The organism is Marinobacter sp. M3C, from assembly GCF_023311895.1.
Taxonomy (GTDB): domain Bacteria; phylum Pseudomonadota; class Gammaproteobacteria; order Pseudomonadales; family Oleiphilaceae; genus Marinobacter.
In genome coordinates this window covers 1,394,944-1,415,244 of the sequence record NZ_CP092284.1, presented here as the reverse complement: position 1 = coordinate 1,415,244, position 20,301 = coordinate 1,394,944, and the positions used below count along the sequence as shown (strand labels likewise).

Below are 20,301 nucleotides of genomic sequence, written 5' to 3'. Positions count from 1 at the left end.
TGCCGCGGTAGCGCCGCGTACGTTTTCGCCACCGCGGTGGTCTGCAATGATTTATACCTGAGTGGGGCTACTGCCGCGATGCATCAATGGCAGGCGGGTACAGTGGCGATAGATCATTGTTTGCCGCCTGGCTGGCCGGTCTGCGTTCTAGCTCACGAATTGCCTGTTGCAGTTGCGTCGGATTGTTTGAAACCTTGTTTTCCGACGTCTTGTCTTCCAACGGTTGCTCTGTGCCATAACGCTGTTGTTCAAGCTTGGTTAGTGCGTCAGTGAGCGGCGGCAAATGACAGAACTCCGCCACCTGGCGCCAGCTTTGAAATCCCTGGTCCGGATACTGGAGATTCATCCAGCGTAGCAACAGTCGCGGTGTGTCCGGATTGTTGTTGCCGGCAGCGGCAAGCAGTTCCTTGTAGAGCCCTGAATCGTCTGGCCCGAGGTTGCTCTCGGCTGCCTCGTTAGCTCGATAACGCGAGCGCTTTGCGCGCCAGAACAAACCTGCGGTAATACCCCAGCCAACGGCCATAAACAACGCCAGCCAAGGCCAGAAAGCACCGCCGCCAGTGGTATTTTGGCCGTTCATATCCGATTCTGAATCTGCGTCGCTAACGACGTTATTCAGCGTTTCATCAATGGCGGCGACCGCCGGAGCTTGGGCCTGAGCTTGAGTATTGATGCCTGAGCCGGGCGCAACCACCAGCACGCGCTCAGGAATAATCGCGACTTTTTCTGAATCGCTTGCGGTATCCCACCAGGGAACGCGCACCTCGGGCAGGCGCAGCTCGCCGGCCTGCACCGGTACCAAGGCGCTGGCCTGTTGCAATATAGACATCAAGCCGTCGGTGCTGATGTCGGTGGCACGCTTGGCGGGCTCTGGATAAGTGCGCAGCCCCGGCGCTGTCTGAGCCGGGAAGGGCGGCAGGGTAGCATCTGGCAAGCCGCTGGCGCGCAGGGTTAGCTGGCGGGTCAGATTTGCACCGCTGGTGACGCGGTTATCGCTGGGGAGACCGCTTTCTTCCAGCGTTAACCCTGTGGCGGGTAGCCAGACGCTGCCGCTGAATTGCGGCGGTATGTCTTTCACCGGCAGGTCAAACAGTTGTTCGCTGCTGCGCAGGGTCTGCAGGCGGCCGTTGGCGCCGCGAAAGCTGCCTTCAAATTCCAGGGGTGCCAGGCTGAGTTGGCCTGGTGCCTGCGGGTAAACCGCGTAGCGGCGCTCAATCATACGGTAGCTTTGATCACCCCGAACCCGCGAGTATTCCTGCTGTGGGCCCAAGGATTCAATCACCGCGTTATTGCTGGCCGGCTCCGACAGTTCGCCGCGAATAAGCTCATTGCTGAAGTACAGCTGTACCGTTAGCAGCAGCTGCTCCTGCACATAAAGTTCGGCTTTGTCGGTGGAGAGCTCTATAAAACTCTTCCGCACGTCTTCAGTCGGGTTTTGCGCCCATGCCGGCAACGCTAGCAGGCACAAGGCGATGATCAAAAACCGACCAAAGCCACGGCAATCGCTGTAATCGGCATAACCATGCCGCTGCAACGGCGTCGAGAATTTACGGTGTTGCTCTACCATGGCGTATCGCCTCTGTCTGCTGGTGTCTGCCGTTGCCGGTATTGCTGAAGGAATTTCTGCTGCAACAGACCGCCAGGGTTGTCTGGCACCCGCCTTAAATACTGCTCTTGGCTCTGGCTCAGCGGGGCTTCCCGGGTATCTGCCGGGGCCTGTTCCGGGCCCGGCTCTTTACCGGGCTCACTCTCGAGTTCACTCTCGGGCTCACTCCCTGATTTTTTATCAATTTCGGCATCGAGCTCTGCGCTATCGCCGTTGTTGTCAGATTGCTGATCGCGCCCGTTTTCACCTTTTTCCGAGCTCCCGGAGTTCCCGGAATCTTCGGAGTTCTCGGCATTCTCGTTGTTCTGCGGCTGCCCGTCCTGGCTGTCAGATTCCGAGTCCTGTCCGGATGACGGGTCTTGCTGTTGACCTTGTTCTTGCTGTTCCTGTTCCTGTTCCTGGAGCAGGTCGGCAACCAAGGCTCGGTTGGCAAGGGCGTCCGGGTGTTGGGGCTGCAGGGTGAGTGCCTGGTCGTAGGCAGCAATAGCCTGCGCCAACTTGCCCGCTTGGGCCAGGGCGTTGCCCCGGTTGTAGGCGCCCTCGGCTCCCGGCACATCGGCGAAGCGATCACCGGCGGCTTCGAACTCGCCACTGCGATAGAGCGCCGTGCCTTGCCATTCAGGCGTTTGTAGCTGCTCTGCAGCCTGCTTTGGGTTCTGCTCTATCAGAGCTGGCGCGCGCTGATCTTCACGCTGCCACAGCTCGCCCCAGCTAAGGGCTTGCGCAGGCTGCGGCAGGGTAGGTAGCAAGGCGAGCGCGAACAGCGCTAAAGCGCCGCGGCGCCAGATCAGCAGTAACAAGGGAAGGGCCAGCCAAAGTAGCCAGTAGCCGTCTTCCTGCCACTGTGACCGTTGGCGTGTTTTTGCAGGATCAAGCCGTGCCGCGTCGGTTTTGGCGAAAGCCGTGTTTGAGCCGCTGACGGCCAGAGCGCTGAGGTCACGGCCATCCAGCGTCAGAGTCGCGCTCCTGCCGCCATTGGCCGCTGCTAGCTGTGCTAATGTCTCGGGCGCTGCCTGGCTGATCACAATGCGGTCGCCGTCGCGTATAAAACCGCGCTCTGCCAGAGGGATTGGGCCACCGGCGCGGGTGCCAACGGTGAGGGTGTCAAGTTGGAAACGGCTGCCTGTTAACAGCTCGGTAATGGCCTGGCGGTAACGGGGTTGCACGTCGTCTGTGATTAACAAAATACGGCCGTTGCCCGGTGCTCCGCGTTCGAGCAGCTCCATGGCCTTGCGCACTGCGAGATCGGCGCGGTTGCCTGCGGCCGGCATCATCACCGGTTCCAGAACGGCGAGCATGGATTCGGTAGTGGCACTGTCGTCGCTGAGGGGCGTTACGCCGTGAGCGTCTGCGGCGTACACCACCAGAGCTGTAAGGCTGCCTTGGCGCGCGGCAAGAATGTCGCGAACCTTGCGCTTGGCCAGTGTCAGGCGGTTCGGCTGCACGTCGGTGGCCAGCATCGACAGCGACAGGTCCAGCACTATCACCAGGCTGTTGGCGGGCGGTGCCGCGGGGCTTGGCGCCTGGCGCAACACCGGGCCCGCCAAGGCCAGACTGATCAGCGAAAACGCCAGCACGGCTGCCAGCGGGCTGTTGATTCGTGGCATTCTTCTTAGCACTCTTCTTAGCACTCTTTTTGGCACTCTTCGCTGGTCCGCAGTGCTGTGTCGCGGCTCCGGCAGCAGCGGCGCCAGAAGATGCTGGGGTATCAGTGCCGACCAGCCGCTGTCGCTGTCACCGCGATGCCGGGCCAGCCAGTACACCAGCGGTGTGGCCAGCAACAGCAAAAGCCACCAGGGCCGCAGCCATTGTAACTGCGAAATCATCAGCTCAGACATGGGGCTGTTTCTCTGTTTCGGGGCCTTGGCGAAGCGGTTGCTGGCGTAGCTTTTGGTAGCGGCGGAACAAGAGCGCAAACAGCCACAGGGTTACCGCCAGCGCCGCCGGCCAGACATAATATTCGCGCACCGGTCGGTAAAACTGACCTTCTTGGAGGGCCGGTTCGAGCTGGTTAATGCTGGCGTAAATACCGGCAAGTTCGGCCAGATTACGGGCGCGAAAATATTGGCCTCCGGTTTGCTGCGCCATGCGCGTTAGCAGGGCCTCGTCTAGATCCCGCGACGGATTGCGCCGCAGCAGTCCGGTTATGGCGCTATCCGCGCCGGCGCCAATACCGATGGTGTAAAGCCGCACGGCACTGGCCTGTGCCAGCTCACTGGCTTTGTCAGGCGTTATTTCGCCGGCGGTGTTGGCGCCGTCGGTCAGCACAATGGCAACTCGTTGCTCTAGGGGCCGCTCGCGCAGGCGCTTCACCGCGAGCCCAACGGCGTCGCCAATGGCGGTTGCGTTCCCGGCCATGCCGAGGCCGGCTTCTTGCAGCAGAATGTTTACCGTTGTTCGGTCAAAGGTCAGGGGTGCTTGTACATAGGCCTGGCTGCCAAACAGGATAAGGCCCAGGCGATCGCCCTGGCGCTGATCAATAAACTCGGCCAGCACCTGTTTTACCGCCTGTAACCGGTTAATCCGTCGGCCCTGACGCACCATATCCGGCTCGTCCATGCTGGGTGAAATGTCGACTACCAGCATCAGATCGCGCCCTGTTGTCGGCAGTTGCCGAGCCTCGCCCACCACTTGTGGTCGCGCCAGCGCCAGAACCAACAGCAACCAGCCGGACAGTATGAGCAAACGCAGCCATACAGGGTTTTTGGCGCTATGGCTGGACACCCCCGGCATGTCGGTTAACCAGTGCCCCAGGGGCATTACCGGTGCTTGCACGGGTTGGGCTGCGCGGCGGCGCCAAAACAGCGCCAGCGGCAGCAATGCAAGCAATAGCACCCAGGGATAAGCCAGTGTCATGGCGCACCCCGCAGTTGTTTTTTATGGCGTTGCAGCCAGCGCCCGGCAAAGGCTAGTGCCTGCTGCGGGTCGCAGCTGTTGTGGGGTTGCCAACAGGCGTTCACCATTGTGGTAACCAGGTCTGCTTCAACGGCGTTATCGCTACTGTGCTGCAAGAACGCGACCCAATCGTCGCCGCTCAGGGCGACGACCGGTTGCAGTGGGTGGATATCACGGGCCGCACGCTTTAGCAATGCGTTAAGCTGGCTGAACCAAACGGGGCTATTCTGCGTTTGCGTTTGCGTTTGCGCCCGCAGCGCCGCCAGTTCCCGTTGTACAGCTTGCCAGCGCCGGTTGCGCCGCTGCCAGCGTTGCCATCCGCGCACGGCCAGCACCAGGCAGAGCAAGCCTGCAGCGGCCAGTAACCACCAGCCGGGCGCTGGCGGCCACCAGCCTTCGCTCACGGGTAAATGAATATCGCGCAGTTGTTGCAGCGCGTTGGCGGCGTTGTCGGCCATATTGTTGGCCCCATTGTTGGCGTTAGGGGTGTTCATCCCAGGCGGCCCCCGCCGGCCATCAGCGCGCGCAGCGCCAAGCGCGGATGCTCGCCAGTAGAAACATCAATGCGGGTGACCGCCGCCACGCGCAGGCAATGTTGCAACCGCTCCTGGTGTTGGTTCATGCGCTGCTGCCAGGCCTGGCGAAACGTGTTATCCGCGGCGTCAAACCATAGCGGCCCAATGGCGCTGGCCACCGCAAACTGGCCGTGCCGGGGCAATGCCTGCTCCAACGGATCACTGATATGGACGGCGCTGACGCTGTTGTGCTGAGCCAGCTTACCCATCAAGCCAGCGCTGTGATCGCTCAGCTGCATAAAGTCACTGATGATGAAAATTCGGCTGCCTGTGCGCGCAACGCGACAGGCTTCAGCCAGTGCGTTATCCAGCGACCCCGGCTCTGCCAGCGGCGCGCTCGGGGTGGGGTGAAACTGGCCGGGCTGATGTTGTAGGTGGGCAAGGTTGTCTAGCAGTCGCAGCACCGAGGTCTTGCGCCCTGCCGGGCGCTGCAGCGTTAACAGCTGGCCATTGAACACCAGACCGCCTACCCGGTCGCCGCCAAAAAGTGCAACCCAGGCCAGCATGGCCGTAGCTTGGGCGGCGCGCACCTGTTTGTAGGCGCCGGTACTGGCAAAGAACAGTGACGGGCTTAAGTCACATAACAGCAGAACCGGGCGCTCTCGCTCTTCCTCGTAAATTTTTGTATGGGCCTGTTGTCGCCTTGCCGTTACTCGCCAGTCAATGGCGCGAATGTCATCGCCTGGCTGATATTGCCGAACTTCGGCAAACGCCATACCGCGGCCTCTTTGTGGCGAGGCGTAAGCTCCGGCCTGGCGGCTGCGGGTGGCCTTGGCCGACGGCAGCCGCAGCGTATGGGCTTCTGCCTGCAGCTTTACCAGCGCAGCCAATGGCAGTGCGATGTCGTGCGCTGCGTTGGCGTGCGCGGCAGAGGCCGACACATTGGATGCGTTACCGTGAATCATGGGCGGATTATGCCGTCACCGGCAGACATTCTAAGAGTCGCCGCAAAAAATCGTCGGTGCTGATGCCTTCAGCCTGAGCGTCGAAGTTTAGCAGCACCCGGTGGCGCAGCACGTCAAAGGCCACATTGCGGATATCGTCCGGTGTTACATAGTCGCGCCCATCAAGCCAGGCCTGGGCGCGGCTGCAACGGTCCAGTGCGATAGTGCCACGCGGGCTGGCGCCAAAACTGGCCCAGCGCGCCAGTTCCGGGCCTACCTCCGGGCCTAGCTCTGCAGGCTTGCGAGTGGCTAGCACCAGTGCCAGTAAATAGTCCTCAACGGCCTCTGACATGTGTACGTCGGCCACCTGCAGGCGCGCGGCAAACACCTCGCTGGCACTCACCCGGCGGGTAACGGCGGCCGCAGGTTGGCGAAAGTCGCGGCGCGCCAGGTGCAGAATCTTGCGCTCGGCGCTGGCATCGGGGTAATCAATCAACACGTGCATCAGAAAGCGGTCGAGCTGGGCTTCCGGCAGGGGGTAAGTGCCTTCCTGTTCTATCGGATTCTGCGTCGCCATCACCAGAAACAGCGGTTCCAGCGCGAAGGTGTTCATGCCCACGCTGACCTGGCGTTCGCCCATGGCTTCCAACAGCGCTGATTGCACCTTGGCCGGGGCGCGGTTTATTTCGTCGGCCAGTACCAGGTTGTGAAACACCGGGCCGCGCTGGAATTCGAAAAGACCGGTTTCTGCGCGATAGATCTCGCTGCCGGTCACATCGGAAGGCAACAGGTCAGGGGTGAACTGGATGCGGTGAAAGTCGCCTTCAATGTATTCAGCCAAGGTTTTGATGGCGGTGGTTTTAGCCAACCCCGGAGCACCTTCTACCAGCAGGTGGCCATCAGCCAGCAGAGCCATCAATAGGCGGTTAACCAGGGTTTTCTGGCCAATAATACGTGTTTCCAGCTGGCTCTGAAGATCCAGAAAAGTCTGCTGTAATGATAACGACGATGACATAGGCAAGGTACTCGTGACCGGTAACGATAAAAGACAGCTATGCTACAACAATCTGACTGATAAGTAGTTGCCGTAATTTTGCGGAGATGCCGGCAAAAATCAAGCGCTTGACATATCCTAGTGCGATAACAACGGCATAAAAACGATATAAAACCAGTTCCCATCGTTCACACGAACCAGAGGTACGCTATGAATGCGCTGACATTGGCCAGTAAGGAACAATTTTTTTCGAAGTTAGAGGAGGCGTTTGGCGAGAAGATTGCCAAAACCGAAGCCACCCGAATCAGCGAATTTGCCCGCCAGCATTACTCGCAGATACCTCTGGAAGAATTGGTCAATCGGCGATTTTCAGATATTTATGGCGGTGTAATGGCAGCTTGGCAGTTTCTGCGCCAGCGCGTACAAGACGAAACACCGGTTTCCGTGTTCAACCCGGATCTGGAGAGCGATGGGTGGACGTCGACTCATACGATGATTTTTATTATTCATCCGAACATGCCGTTTCTGATTGACTCTTTGCGCATTGCCATTAACCAGCGTGAAATTGGTACCCATTCCATTCAGCACGCGGTGCTTCAGATCAGCCGCGATAAAGATGGCAAGTTGGCCGATCTGCACAGCAAAGATGCGAGCGGGACTGCACAGGCCGAGTGTGCTCAAGAGGCGTTTATTGCCATTGAAATTGATCGCCACAGCGCGCCGGAAGAAATGGCCGAGCTGGAGCAGGTACTGCAAAGTGTGTTGCACGAAGTACGCATCGCGGTGGGTGATTTCCCCCGGGTAAACGCGAAAGTGATCGAAAGTCGCGAGGAGCTGGAGCATTCCGCCGGAGGTATCAGCAAGCAACAGAAAAAAGAAGCACAGGCATTTTTGACCTGGCTGCAAGAAGATCATTTCACGTTTCTCGGTTACGACGAGTACGACTTTATAAACGACAAAAACGGCGTGGAGGTGCGCCGGGTAAAAGATTCCGAACTGGGCATACTGCGGGTAACCAACGAACGCCCCGTGTGTGTGCGCTTAAATGAGTTGCCCAATCGCACCGGTCAGGAAATGACCCGCACCGACGATGTGTTTATTTTTGCTAAATCCGCCCAGCGTTCGCGCGTGCATCGGCCAGCCTACCCGGACTACATTGCCATAAAACGCTTCAACCAGAAGGGTGAAGTGGTGGGTGAGCGGCGTTTTTTGGGCCTTTATACCGCTCGAGTGTACAACGAGCGACCAGACCAAATTCCATTGATTCGCCGCAAGTTCGAAAGTGTGATGGCGCAGTCAGGCTTCCCCCGTGACGATTATACCGGCAAAGAGCTTGATCAAATCCTGACGGTGTTGCCCCGCGACGAGCTGTTCCAACTCAACACTGATGAACTGCTGCGATTGGCCACGGGCATACTGTACATTCAGGAACGCCGGCGTATTGAGTTGTTCATACGCGAAGACGTGTACGGTCAGTTTGTGTCTTGCCTGGCCTACTTCCCACGGGACATCTACAACACCGAGCTGCGTCTGAAAGTCGAGCAGGTTCTGGTAGAAACTTTGGGCGCCGAAGACGTCGAATTTGTGACTTATTTCTCCGAATCGGTACTGGCACGGGTACAGTTCACCATTCGCGTGCCGCCGATGGAAAATCGCCAGCTACCACTGGCTGAGATTCGCCAAAAGGTGTTCGAGCTGGCGCAGTCCTGGAGTGACGGGTTGTCAGAAGCCCTTACTGAAGCCTGGGGCGAAGAGCAGGGCAGCGAGATGAAGCGTACCTGGAGTGCTGGTTTTCCCGCCAGTTACCTGGAAATGTTTTCACCACGCCGCGCCGCTATTGACCTGGAATACGTTGCCAGCGCCGCCAAAACCGGCGATATGGCCATGAGTTTTTATCGGGCGCTGGAAGAAGACGACAGCACAATTCACTTCAAATTGTTCTATCCAAACCATCCGGTACCCTTGTCTGACGTGATGCCGGTGTTCGACAACTTTGGCTTCCGCGTACTCAGCGAACATCCGTTTGAAATGACCAATCGCAATGGTGAGGTGGTCTGGCTGCACGACTTCACTCTGCGTACGGTTTCTGGCGCCACGATCGACCTGCAACGTTTGCGGCCACTGTTCGGCGAGCTGTTTCGTCGTGTTTGGCGCGGCGATGCCGAGAACGACGCTTTCAACCGCCTGATGAAATCGTCTTATAAGAGCTGGCGCCAGATTGCGCTGTTGCGCACCTACGCCCGTTATATGCGCCAGATTCGGTTTTCCAACAGCCAGACTTTTATTGCCAAAACATTATTCCACCACACGAACTTGACCGAAGTTTTGCTGGCTTACTTTGAAGCCCGCTTTAATCCGGATAACGGCTACAGCTTCGCCAAGCGCGAGGCCACGCAACAAAAACTGCTGGTGGAATTTAACGCGGGGCTGGAAGAAGTTGAGAACCTGAGCGAAGACCGGGTGTTCAAGCTGTATATGGAGCTGATTCAGGCAACCTTGCGTACGAATTATTATCAGCCTGACGAGTCTGGTCAGCCCAAATCTTACATCAGCGTAAAGCTGGATCCGACCGGCATTCCGGACATGCCACTGCCGATGCCGATGTTTGAAATATTTGTGTATTCACCGCGAGTAGAAGGTGTGCATCTGCGCGGTGGCAAAGTGGCGCGCGGAGGCCTGCGCTGGTCGGATCGATTTGAAGATTACCGTACCGAAGTGTTGGGCCTGGTAAAGGCGCAGCAGGTAAAAAATGCGGTGATTGTGCCGGTGGGAGCGAAGGGCGGTTTTGTTGCCAAGCAGCTGCCGAAAGCCTCTAACCGCGAGGCATTCCAGGCCGAAGGCAAAGAAGCGTACAAAACCTTTATTCGCGGGTTGCTGGACATTACCGACAACTTGGTGGACGGCAATATTGTGCCACCGCTCAGCGTGGTGCGCCAAGACGCAGACGATCACTACCTGGTGGTAGCCGCCGACAAAGGCACCGCCACATTCTCTGATATCGCCAACGGCCTGTCTGCCGACTACGACTTCTGGATGGGCGATGCCTTTGCCTCTGGCGGCAGCAACGGTTATGACCATAAAAAAATGGCCATTACCGCCCGCGGCGCCTGGGTATCGGTGGAGCGACACTTCCGGGAAATGGGTATCAACCCGGCGGATGACGAGTTTACCGTGGTGGGCATTGGTGACATGGCCGGTGACGTGTTTGGCAACGGCCTGCTGAGCTCGGAAAAAACCCGCTTGGTAGCGGCGTTCAACCATATCCATATTTTTATCGATCCGGCTCCAGACGCAGCCAAGGGTTATAAAGAACGCCTGCGCCTATTCAAAATGCCGCGTTCGGCCTGGACTGATTACAACAGCGAGTTGCTATCCGCCGGTGGTGGCGTTTTTAGCCGCAGTACGAAATCCATTCCGCTGAGCCCCGAAATCAAAGCCCTGCTAGGAATTAAAGCAGATCGGGTGCCGCCCAACATGCTGATTGCCCACATCCTCAAAGCGCAGGTAGACCTGCTGTGGGTTGGCGGCATTGGCACTTATGTCAAAGGGGGCGGTGAAAGCCACAGCGATGTCGGCGATAAAGCCAATGACGGCGTTCGTATCAACGGCGCCGAGCTACGCTGCAAGGTGGTTGCCGAAGGCGGTAACCTGGGCCTTACCCAGCGCGGCCGTATTGAATACGCGCTCAAAGACGGGCGCTTGAACACCGACTTCATTGATAACTCCGGCGGTGTGGACTGTTCAGACCACGAAGTGAATATCAAGATTTTGCTCAATCGCTCCATTGTGATGGGCGATTTGACCGCCAAACAGCGCAACCTGCTGCTGGAAGACATGACCGAAGACGTGTCTGCTCTGGTGCTAAAGAACAATTATCGCCAGACCCAGGCGCTGAGCATTGCCAGCGAAGACGCCGCCAAACGCATTGAAGAATATCGTAGGCTGATGAACACCTTAGAGGCAGAAGGCAAACTTAACCGCGAGCTGGAATTTTTGCCCGACGACGAGGCTCTGAACCAGCGCAAACTCGCTGGTAAAGGCCTGACACGGCCGGAACTCGCGGTGTTGATTGCGTATGTGAAAGCCGACTTGAAGCAGACCCTGGTGGCCAGCAACCTGCCTGATGATCCGTTGTTGGCGGGAGAAATGTCGAAGGTGTTTCCGCGGGAGCTCAATCGCAAATTTGCCAACGAGCTGGGCGAGCACCAGCTACGGCGGGAAATCATTGGCACCCAGATTGCCAATGATATGGTTAACCATATGGGCATCATTTTTGTCGATGGCATCAAACAGTCGACCGGCGCCGATTCGGCGCAGATAGCACTGGCCTGGATTATTGCCCGCGATCTGTTCCGCGTTGACACCTGGTGGGACCGCATTGAAGACCTGGATTTCCATGTAAACGCTCAGCTGCAGATAGAACTGATGCAAGAGATGATGCGGCTGATGCGGCGCACTGTGAAATGGCTGTTGCGCAATCGCCGCGCCGAACTGTCGATTGCTCATCACATTGAGCGCTTTGCCGACAGCGTTTGGGCTATTACCGCGGGCCTGCCGGACTATCTGAACGGACAAACCCGTAAACTCTGGCAGAAGCGCCATCAGGCTCTGATGGATTCCGGAGTGCCGGAAGACCTGGCGCCGGTGCTGGCCGGTACCGACTATTTGTATTCGTCGCTGGGCATTATCGAAGCCCAGGAAGCGACAGACGTGCCATTGAAAACCGTGGCCAGCTTGTACTACGAAATCAGCGAGCGTCTGCAGTTGAATTGGTTTGCCGGCGCCATCTCGGCGCTAGTGCCAGCCAGCCATTGGCAGTCGCTGGCGCGGGAAAGTTTCCGTGAAGATCTGAACTGGCAGCAGCGGGCGCTGACCACCGGCGTGCTGCAGCAAGCAGGCGAGCCGGGTGATGTAGCTCTGTGCGTGGATCAATGGATGGCCCGTCACCAGCCGATGATTGACCGTTGGCAGGAGATGTTGGTCGAGTTGAAACGCAGCCCCGAGCCGGAATACGCCATGTTTTCTGTAGCCCTGCGGGAACTACTGGACCTGGCGCAGATAACTCTTCACCAGGTACCAGTTGAGCCGGAAGAAATGGCTTCTGAGGTGAACTAGGTATTGATTAACGGGAGCAATTCCCGTTCAATCCTTCGCTTTAACTCAAAAATTGGAGCAAATAGATGGGGCAACTGGATTATTTACTGGAAAAAAACCGGGCCTGGGCAGAGGGCATTAAAGCGCAGGACCCACAGTTTTTTGATCGGTTATCAAATCAGCAGGCCCCGGAATATTTGTGGATTGGTTGTGCCGACAGCCGGGTGCCAGCCAATCAGATTGTGGACCTGATGCCCGGCGAGTTGTTTGTGCACCGTAACGTGGCCAACGTGGTGGTGCATACCGACTTCAACTGCCTGTCGGTGTTGCAGTTTGCGATTGATGTGTTGAAAGTGAAACACATTCTTTTGGTGGGTCACTACGGCTGCGGCGGTGTTAAAGCCGCCCTGCTAAACGAGGGCTTTGGCCTGATTGCCAACTGGCTGCGCCACGTGCAAGACGTGCGTGATCGTTACCGGCACATTCTGGAACCCATCACCAGTGTGCAAGACCGCGCCGACCGCCTGTGTGAACTGAACGTGATTGAACAGGTGGACCACGTGTGCCAGAACAGCATTGTTCAAGACGCCTGGAAACGGGGCCAGGACTTAACCGTGCACGGCTTCGTGTACGACCTGCGTGACGGCATAATGCGGGATATGGGCTTACCCATATCCAACGCTGCCACCAGCGAGCATGCCCGCCAGCAGTCGGTGGATGAAATGGTACTTCGCCCGGTGCGCTCCGGCCGCCTGATTAAAGCCTGAATTACGGAACGCCCATGTCTGCATTACCTAATTCCCACGAAGCGCTGCTTCGTAATCGCTCCTACCTGACCGGTAAGGTCGCCCTGCTGGGCGCTATTGCACCGGATTTACTGACCGAGCTGGCAACGTTGGGCAGTACTGGCCTGGCTATGACCGAGCACGCCGGATACGCCCACGCGCTGGAACAGGCCGCCAGCTGGCCGGTGGCCTTTGGCTACGACGCCCCGGCTCTGACCGCCGCAGCCTTTGATTCTGTTGTGGTGTTTTTGCCCAAGGCCCGCGCCGAGCTTGATGTGCGGCTGTCGCTGGCGCGTTGGCTGGTGTGCCCCGGTGGCCGCCTGCTGGTGTTGGGGGAGAAAAAAGAGGGCATTGCCGGCGCGGTGAAACAGCTGCGCAAGGCCTTGCCTCAGGTGCACAAAATTGACAGTGCGCGGCATTGTCAGGTGTGGTGCGCAGAAGACGTAACACCGCTTGCGCACTTTGCCATCGCAGATTGGCTGGATTGGAGCCAGATCAGCGTTGCCGGTCGGGAGCTCGATGTAGCAGGCTTACCCGGTGTGTTCAGCCGCGGCGAACTAGACTCGGGTACAAGCCTTTTGCTGGAAACCCTGGCCAGCACCCCATTGACTACCCTGTCGGTTCGGGCGGCGCCCGGTATACCGCCGACGAGGGCCGGCAAGGCCCTGCGTGTTCTCGACTTTGCCTGCGGCGCCGGCGTTATTGGCGCCTGGTTGCAGACTGATGAAAACACGGACCTAAGCGTTGACGCCGTAGACGTGCAGTCGCAGGCGCTGCTGAGCGCTCGTGCGACTTATGACCGAGTGGGTGCACGGGGCGAAATTATTGCGTCTGACGGCATTGCCGGGCTAGACGGCCGCTGGCAGGCGGTGGTGTCTAACCCGCCGTTTCATAGCGGCGTGCGCACCGATATGACCATGACCGAGCGCTTTGTGCGCGACCTGGCCAGCCACTTGGAACACGGCGGTGAGCTGCGGTTAGTGGCCAACAACTTCCTGCCTTATGAGGCATTGATTCGTCGTTGTATTGGCCCGGTTGAACGCCTTGCGGAAAACAACAAGTTTACGGTGTATCGGGCCTTTCGTCAGTGATATGGCCGTTGAATCTGGAGCGTGCGGCGCCTGCGCCAACGCTTGATAGGGCAGCGAAGCCAAATGCCAACGCTGCCAGCCTTCAAGCCTGGGATGCGGCGGATGAGCTGCTGTTGCAGCAGGCCACGCATTGGATGGACGACAAGTGGCTGGCGGACAAACAGCAGGCGGACAAACCACACCCGCGGGTGCTGGTGGTGGATGACAACTTCGGCGCTCTTACGCTAGGGCTATGGGGGTTGCAGCCGGTTATCCTGGCCGACAGCGCGGCCCTTGGGCCGGTGCTGGCTCACAATCTTGCCTTGAATCCACCACTGCACAGCATTTCGAGCCATCAGGCCGCGCCGCTGAGCTGGCGTGACGACCCGGTTTTGACGCAGGAAACGGCAATAACCAGCCGGTGCAGCGTCAATGTAATGAGTGGCCCGTTTGATCTGGTGGTTATGCGCATTCCCCGCTATGGCGACTACCTGGCCTGGCTGCTTAGACGGGTAAATGCCTTGCTGGCAGACGACGGCGTGCTACTCGCGGGCGGCATGATAAAACATCTGCCAGACCGCAGTGTGGACGTGTTTGCCCAAGCGATTGTTACCGAAAAGGTGTGCCCTGCGCGCAAAAAAGCGCGGGTGGTAATATGCCGAAAAGGAAGCGCAGAATTAGCAAACTGGAACCCTGCGTGGCAGGGCTACTCGCTTGCTGCGGGCGCTGAAATAGCAAAAGCACTGAGCGTTGCAGCTCTGCCGGCGGTATTCGCCCGCGACAAGCTGGATATCGGCACCCGGGCATTGCTGTCCCACGTTACGCAGGCAGCCGCAACGTTGGCGCCAGGCGCGCGGGTGTTAGATTTAGCCTGCGGTAATGGCGTACTTGGCTTGGCAGCGCTTGCGGCTAACAGCCACCTTGAATTGACCTTCAGCGATGTTTCCAGCCAGGCGGTTATAAGCGCCGCTGCCAACGCCGCCCGCGAATTCCCCCACAGCGCATTTTCTTTCCACCATGCCGACAGCATTTCCGCAGATGGTGGCGAGTTCGATCTGATACTGCTTAATCCGCCGTTTCACGACGGTGGGATGGTGGGTGATCATATCGCCTTGGCGCTGTTTGCCGCCGCCCGCCGCCATCTTCGCCCCGGTGGACGACTGTTGCTGGTGGGCAACCGGCATCTGGGATACCACCGCAGCCTCGGCCGCTTTTTCCCCCAGGTGCGCCAGCTAGACGCTAACCCGAAATTTGTGGTGCTTGAAGCTAGCCGTTAACATCGGGCGCTCGTGGCTTTCAATGACCGCTTTTGATCACCGCCTTCAGTCACGCCTTTTAATCACGTCTTCCGAACACGCCACGGGATTAAACGGCAGGGCGGCCGTAACCCAAGCGTGCCAAGGTGTCGACAATGGTTTGGGTCTGGCTGTCTATTTCAATATTCACGCTTTGGCCCACGCTGGTTTCACCAAATACGGTGGCGCGCAAGGTTTCTGGAATCAGATGCACATTGAAGCGGTTGCCATGCACTTCGCCAATGGTCAGGCTGGCGCCGTTAACAGCAATGTAGCCCTTGGCAAACACATAGTGGGCCCAGTCTGCCGGTACCTCAAACCAAAGGCTGACGTTGTTTTCGCTGCGCACAATATCGACAACCTGCGCGCGGGTGTGAATATGTCCAGATAGTAAATGCCCGCCGATTTCATCGCCAATGCGCGCTGCGCGTTCGTAATTGACCCGGCTGCCGGCCACCAGAGCGCCCAAAGTCGTCAGCCGCAAGGTTTCCTGCATGGCGTCAAAGTACAGCACATTGCCCTGCTGACGGGTGACGGTCATGCAGGTTCCGTTAATGGCAACCGAGGCGCCGATGGTCACGCCTTCGGCTTTGCCGGCGGGCAAGGCGATGGCAAACGTACTGAGCCCTGGCGCAGTGACAACGTCTTCAATGGTCGCAATGCCCTGAACAATGCCTGTAAACATGGGGAAAGCCTCGTGCGGTTGAAAAGATGACGTAGCATACGGTGGGCCAGAATAACCAGATGATTCCAGAGGAACAACGCGCACCTCAAGATTCTGCCGCCGACGCCGTTAATCTGAATAAGTCCATACATTTTCAGGTGGAATTGCCCATGGCCCAGAACACTGGCACCCAAGCGAGACAGGCACCTGCAACGGCGCCGTCAGCCGCAGCGCCCGCGGTATTGCGCCAAGGCCGGGCGGCAGACCCGGCGCCGGCCGTGGCGGATAAGGCTGCGGCGGTTGCGGGCCAGGGCACTCAAAATAACACTCAACCGGCGATCGGCTCAAATGAAAGTGCCAAGCAGCCGTCTGACGCAATGGCTACCGACACTGTGGGCAGCTGCGGTGCTTCCTCTGGCAGCAATCGTGACAAAGCCGCCAGCCACCAGCGACAGCTGCGATTGATGATGCGCCAATGTGACCGGGTGCTGCTGGCCGATTACGACTTGCTGGCGATGGAGAGATGGCCGGATAACGCCCGGCTTTCTGCTGCGCGAAGGCGCCGGGATCTGTGGTTGCTGGCGGTGGCCGTTGCCGCTGTTTTCTTTGTTGGCGGCGTGCTTGGCTTATTGCCGGCGTGGCTGGGCGGTGCGGGTTTTGGTGTGTTTGTTACGACGCTGCTGCTGGCATTGCCGCCGGTGCGCAGGGTGTTCAGTTCGCGCCCGTCAAACCGGGAGCTAGTGCAGCAGCGCCGGCAAATGCTGCGGGACGCCAGGCACCATGTGGCGCATCTAGAGGGGGCCGATGGGCTGGTGTGGCAGTGCGAGCGTATGGCGGCGTTCAACCCTGCGCTGGCAGGCCACAGCTTTTCGCGATTACGGGAAGCATCGGAGAAGCACACACTGGTGCGGCAATTAACCGAGCGCAAATACGTGCGCCTGTATCTGTTCTATCTGGTAGAGGCAGACAAAGCGTACCAGAGGCTGCAACAGGTGTTTCTGGACAGCCGCCAAGAGGGGCTGGACCAGGGCTTGGTGGAAGGCAGCCCGGTAGGCGACAGAGAGGATAGCGCTAACTTGACAAATTGATTTTTCAAACGTATGTTTAAAACACGCGTTTATTACTGGAATTAGGATTAACAATGGCGCAATCAGATACTGTAGATCGCATTCTGGACGCAGCGGAAGAATTGTTCGCCGATCGCGGATTTGCTGAAACATCGCTGCGGATGATCACCAGCCGGGCGAAAGTGAACCTTGCCGCCGTAAATTATCATTTTGGCTCCAAAAAATCCCTGATACAAGCAGTTTTTGCCCGCTTTTTAACGCCTTTTTCAGCCACCGCCCAAGCTGCGTTTGACGATCTGGAAAAAAGTTGTGATGGCAAAGCGCCAACGTTAAACCAGACCCTGCGTGCCCTGACCGAAAGCGCGGTGCGAATGCCACAGCGCAGTGAACGCGGCATTGCGATTTTCATGCGGCTTCTTGGCCTGGCTTATACTCAGTCGCAGGGGCATTTGCGAAAATTTCTGGAGCAGGAATACAGCGAACCTTTCAGCCGTTTCATGCGCTTGTTAAAAGAAGCTACGCCAGAGTTGTCGGCGGTCGATCGCTACTGGCGCATTCAGTTTATGCTTGGCGCCACCGCTTTCACTATGTCCAGTAACGAAGCTTTACGTGATATTCTAGCCAACAAGATGGGCGTGGAAACCAGCGTGCAGGAAATTGCTGCGCGGCTGGTGCCGTTTTTGGCAGCCGGCATGCAGGCGAAAGACCCAATGCTGATGCCTATGCCCTGCGACCAGGAATCACTGGCTGTGTTGTAATCAGCCAGTGCCGCCACTAAGCCTGAACGGAGCCTATTGTGGTTATCGGCGCTGCTGCTGTCAGCCATCTGATTATTGATATAGCCCGCCAGCGTCTGCAACTGTTTGACGTAGCTTCTACGTGCATGGGTGATTATTCGGTGTCCACGGCGCGGAACGGTGCCGGCGAACTCGATGGCAGCGGTTGCACCCCACGGGGCCAACATTATATTCGCGCCATGATTGGCGCCGGGCAACCGCTGAACCGCGTATTCCGTGGCCGCCGCCCGACCGGCGAAATCTACAGCCCCGAATTGGCCATGGCCCACCCCGAGCGTGACTTTATTCTGTCCAGAATAGTGTGGCTGTGCGGCCGGCAGTGGGGCGTAAATCGCGGCCCCGGGGTCGATACTTTTCGCCGCTTCATATACATTCACGGCACTCCTGACACCGAGCCTATGGGCACTCCGTTGTCCCACGGCTGTGTGCGCATGCGCAACGCCGACCTGGTGGCACTGTTTGTCCGATTAAAGCCAGGGATGCCGGTGTTCATTTTTTAGTACGTCGATTTTAACCTGTTAGTACAGAGCACCGGCAGAGCTGCCTGGCGCATTCTTCGGTTTTGCATAAGAGGGATTCCATGATTGAGGAAGGCATAGTGGCCTTTAATGGTTGGATGACGCACTTCGAGCTGCTGTCTTCGGGCTGGCGCGTGGGTCTTATTGTGTTTGGTCTGGTATTTGGTACCGCAACGGTGGCCTACATCGCCAGCCACGTGATTGCCGCCTTGGAAAGCAGGTTTGTTAAAACCCGCAATATCTGGGATGACGCCATACTGCACGCCATACGTTTGCCTCTGGTGTTTTTTATCTGGTTGCAGGGCGTTTACTGGGCGGCGGAAGTGGCCTACTACTATTCCGAAGCGGATGTGTTTACCGCCAACGACGCCTTGCTTCAAATTGGCTTCATCTGGGTGGTGAGCTGGGCTGTGTTGGGCCTGATCAAGCAGATTGAGCAGGTGTTAGTGTCGCCGGTTAAAATGAAAAAACCGATGGATTACACCACCGTCAACGCCATCAGTAAGCTGTCGCGGTTGGTGGTGGTGATTACTGCGGTTTTGATTGCCTTACAAACCCTGGGCTTTAGTATTTCCGGTGTACTGGCGTTCGGCGGTGTGGGTGGTATTGCCATCGGTTTTGCTGCTAAAGACCTGCTGGCCAACTTTTTTGGCGGTTTTATTATTCACCTCGACCGCCCATTCAAGGTAGGCGATTGGATACGCTCGCCAGATCGCAATATTGAGGGCACGGTAGAGCAGATCGGCTGGCGTATGTGCACCATCCGTACGTTTGACAAACGCCCGCTTTACGTACCCAACGCTACGTTTACCACCATTGCGGTAGAAAACCCGTCACGTATGTCTCACCGCAGAATCAATGAAACCATTGGCGTGCGCTATGACGATATAGGCCGCATACAGGACATTGTTAACGATATTCGCACGATGCTGAAAAATCACAAAGAGATTGAAGCCAGCCAAACTCTGATTGTGAATTTTCTGGCGTTCAGCCATTCCACGCTGGACATCATGGTATACACCTTCACAAAAACCCGCGAGTGGGTGAAATATCACGAAGTGAAGCAGGACGTGCTGCTAAAAATCAGCGACATTATTGTTGGCCATGGGGCCGAAGTGGCGTTCCCGACCCAGACCCTGCACGTGGCCGATAGCGTTAAGCTGAAGCATCTGGAACACAGTTCCGACGGTGGCCAGGGCGGCGATAACGCCAGTAACGAGGCGGGCGAGCGCTCTTTGCGCGACGACCGCGAACAAACCTCAGGCCAGGAAAGTTCTGTGGAGAGCCGTCATGCAAAACCTCGCTGAACACCCCGTGGGCATTATCGGCGGCACCGGCCTGACCGCACTTGAAGGCTTGCAAATAACCGGTGAGCAAAGCGTGACTAATACCTGGGGTGCGCCTTCATCGGTGCTCACCAGTGGTTTACTGGGCCAGCAGCGTGTGCTTTTTCTGGCCCGCCACGGTAACCCACACCGGATACCGCCTCACCAGATTAACTACCGCGCCAATATCCAGACGCTTTTTGATGCCGGCGTACGCATGTTGGTGAGCGTTAACGCTGTGGGCGGCATACACCCGGATATGGGCCCGGCCCACATTGTCATACCGGACCAGCTGATTGATTATACTTGGGGTCGCAAAGGTACGTTTTTTGAGGGCGAGCTGGATAGCGTTACCCACATTGATTTCAGCTGGCCTTATAACGAGCCGGCGCGGGCGATTATGATCGAGCAAGCGGAACGTCTGGGATTAAGCTTTTCCAGTCACGGGGTTTACGGTGCCACCCAAGGGCCGCGCCTTGAAACCGCTGCGGAAATCCGCCGTATGGAGCGTGATGGCTGTGATCTGGCGGGTATGACAGGTATGCCAGAAGCGGCTTTGGCGGCGGAGCTGGGTATGCGTTATGTCAGCCTGTGCCTGGTGGTTAATTATGCGGCCGGCAAGTCCAACACGGTCATCACCATGGTGGACATTCAGCGAGCGATTGGCGATGGCATGGTTGCCATGAAAACCCTGCTACAGGCTTCCGTTGCCGAGCTTGGGGGTTTGTAGGC

At 57.8% G+C, this 20,301-nt stretch carries 16 protein-coding genes; 9 read left to right on the top strand and 7 right to left on the bottom strand.

The genetic code is table 11. The annotated features are described in order from the left end of the window. Positions 1-67: 67 nt before the first annotated feature. Genes MIH18_RS06350 through MIH18_RS06325 form a run of 6 tightly spaced genes read right to left on the bottom strand, consistent with a single transcriptional unit; the run spans position 68 to position 6,975 of the window. Positions 68-1,567 (bottom strand): hypothetical protein, encoded by a 1,500-nt coding sequence (locus tag MIH18_RS06350; RefSeq protein ID WP_249014194.1) that lies wholly within the window; start codon positions 1,565-1,567, stop codon positions 68-70. Then, positions 1,561-3,444, bottom strand: a complete 1,884-nt coding sequence (locus MIH18_RS06345; RefSeq protein WP_249014193.1) for a VWA domain-containing protein — start codon at positions 3,442-3,444, stop codon at positions 1,561-1,563. The genes MIH18_RS06350 and MIH18_RS06345 overlap by 7 nt, the downstream gene beginning before the upstream one ends. Then, on the bottom strand, positions 3,437-4,462 hold the full coding sequence (locus MIH18_RS06340; protein ID WP_249014192.1) for a VWA domain-containing protein: 1,026 nt from the start codon (positions 4,460-4,462) through the stop codon (positions 3,437-3,439). Before MIH18_RS06340 ends, MIH18_RS06345 begins: the two co-directional genes overlap by 8 nt. After that, a complete protein-coding gene (locus tag MIH18_RS06335; protein ID WP_249014191.1) occupies positions 4,459-4,995 on the bottom strand; it encodes a DUF4381 domain-containing protein in 537 nt (178 codons plus the stop codon). The genes MIH18_RS06340 and MIH18_RS06335 overlap by 4 nt, the downstream gene beginning before the upstream one ends. Next, positions 4,992-5,981 (bottom strand): DUF58 domain-containing protein, encoded by a 990-nt coding sequence (locus MIH18_RS06330; RefSeq protein WP_249008062.1) that lies wholly within the window; start codon positions 5,979-5,981, stop codon positions 4,992-4,994. The genes MIH18_RS06335 and MIH18_RS06330 overlap by 4 nt, the downstream gene beginning before the upstream one ends. Positions 5,982-5,988: 7 nt before the next feature. After that, positions 5,989-6,975, bottom strand: coding sequence for a MoxR family ATPase (locus MIH18_RS06325; RefSeq protein ID WP_249008063.1), 987 nt, complete (start codon positions 6,973-6,975; stop codon positions 5,989-5,991). A 189-nt stretch (positions 6,976-7,164) separates the two neighbouring features. Between MIH18_RS06325 and MIH18_RS06320 the strand changes: the two genes are divergently transcribed. From MIH18_RS06320 to MIH18_RS06305, 4 genes are all read left to right on the top strand, one after another. After that, positions 7,165-12,069 carry an NAD-glutamate dehydrogenase gene (locus tag MIH18_RS06320; RefSeq protein WP_249014190.1) on the top strand — a complete coding sequence of 1,635 codons (4,905 nt, stop codon included), beginning with the start codon at positions 7,165-7,167 and terminating at the stop codon, positions 12,067-12,069. Positions 12,070-12,134: 65 nt separating this feature from the next. After that, complete coding sequence (gene can, locus MIH18_RS06315; RefSeq protein WP_249014189.1) at positions 12,135-12,815, top strand: carbonate dehydratase; 681 nt, start codon at positions 12,135-12,137, stop codon at positions 12,813-12,815. Between the two features lie 14 nt (positions 12,816-12,829). Beyond that, entirely contained in the window at positions 12,830-13,924 is a 1,095-nt protein-coding gene (locus MIH18_RS06310; protein WP_249014188.1) for a class I SAM-dependent methyltransferase, read from the top strand. Continuing rightward, the gene (locus tag MIH18_RS06305; RefSeq protein ID WP_249014187.1) at positions 13,921-15,180 is read left to right on the top strand and encodes a methyltransferase; all 1,260 of its coding nucleotides are present in this window, start codon (positions 13,921-13,923) and stop codon (positions 15,178-15,180) included. The genes MIH18_RS06310 and MIH18_RS06305 overlap by 4 nt, the downstream gene beginning before the upstream one ends. An 88-nt stretch (positions 15,181-15,268) precedes the next feature. Here MIH18_RS06305 and MIH18_RS06300 read toward each other — a convergent pair whose 3' ends face one another. Then, entirely contained in the window at positions 15,269-15,883 is a 615-nt protein-coding gene (locus tag MIH18_RS06300; protein WP_249014186.1) for a riboflavin synthase subunit alpha, read from the bottom strand. A 41-nt stretch (positions 15,884-15,924) separates the two neighbouring features. Here MIH18_RS06300 and MIH18_RS06295 point away from each other — a divergent pair, with 41 nt between their 5' ends. The 5 genes from MIH18_RS06295 to MIH18_RS06275 all read left to right on the top strand — a co-directional run bounded on the left by MIH18_RS06295 (position 15,925) and on the right by MIH18_RS06275 (position 20,299). After that, the gene (locus MIH18_RS06295) at positions 15,925-16,950 is read left to right on the top strand and encodes a hypothetical protein (RefSeq protein ID WP_249014185.1); all 1,026 of its coding nucleotides are present in this window, start codon (positions 15,925-15,927) and stop codon (positions 16,948-16,950) included. Positions 16,951-17,003: 53 nt separating this feature from the next. Further along, entirely contained in the window at positions 17,004-17,687 is a 684-nt protein-coding gene (locus tag MIH18_RS06290) for a TetR/AcrR family transcriptional regulator (protein WP_249014184.1), read from the top strand. Between the two features lie 38 nt (positions 17,688-17,725). After that, complete coding sequence (locus MIH18_RS06285; RefSeq protein ID WP_249014183.1) at positions 17,726-18,226, top strand: L,D-transpeptidase; 501 nt, start codon at positions 17,726-17,728, stop codon at positions 18,224-18,226. 80 nt (positions 18,227-18,306) lie between these two features. Then, on the top strand, positions 18,307-19,551 hold the full coding sequence (locus MIH18_RS06280; RefSeq protein WP_249014182.1) for a mechanosensitive ion channel family protein: 1,245 nt from the start codon (positions 18,307-18,309) through the stop codon (positions 19,549-19,551). Then, the gene (locus tag MIH18_RS06275) at positions 19,535-20,299 is read left to right on the top strand and encodes an S-methyl-5'-thioinosine phosphorylase (protein ID WP_249014181.1); all 765 of its coding nucleotides are present in this window, start codon (positions 19,535-19,537) and stop codon (positions 20,297-20,299) included. The genes MIH18_RS06280 and MIH18_RS06275 overlap by 17 nt, the downstream gene beginning before the upstream one ends. Positions 20,300-20,301: the final 2 nt, after the last annotated feature.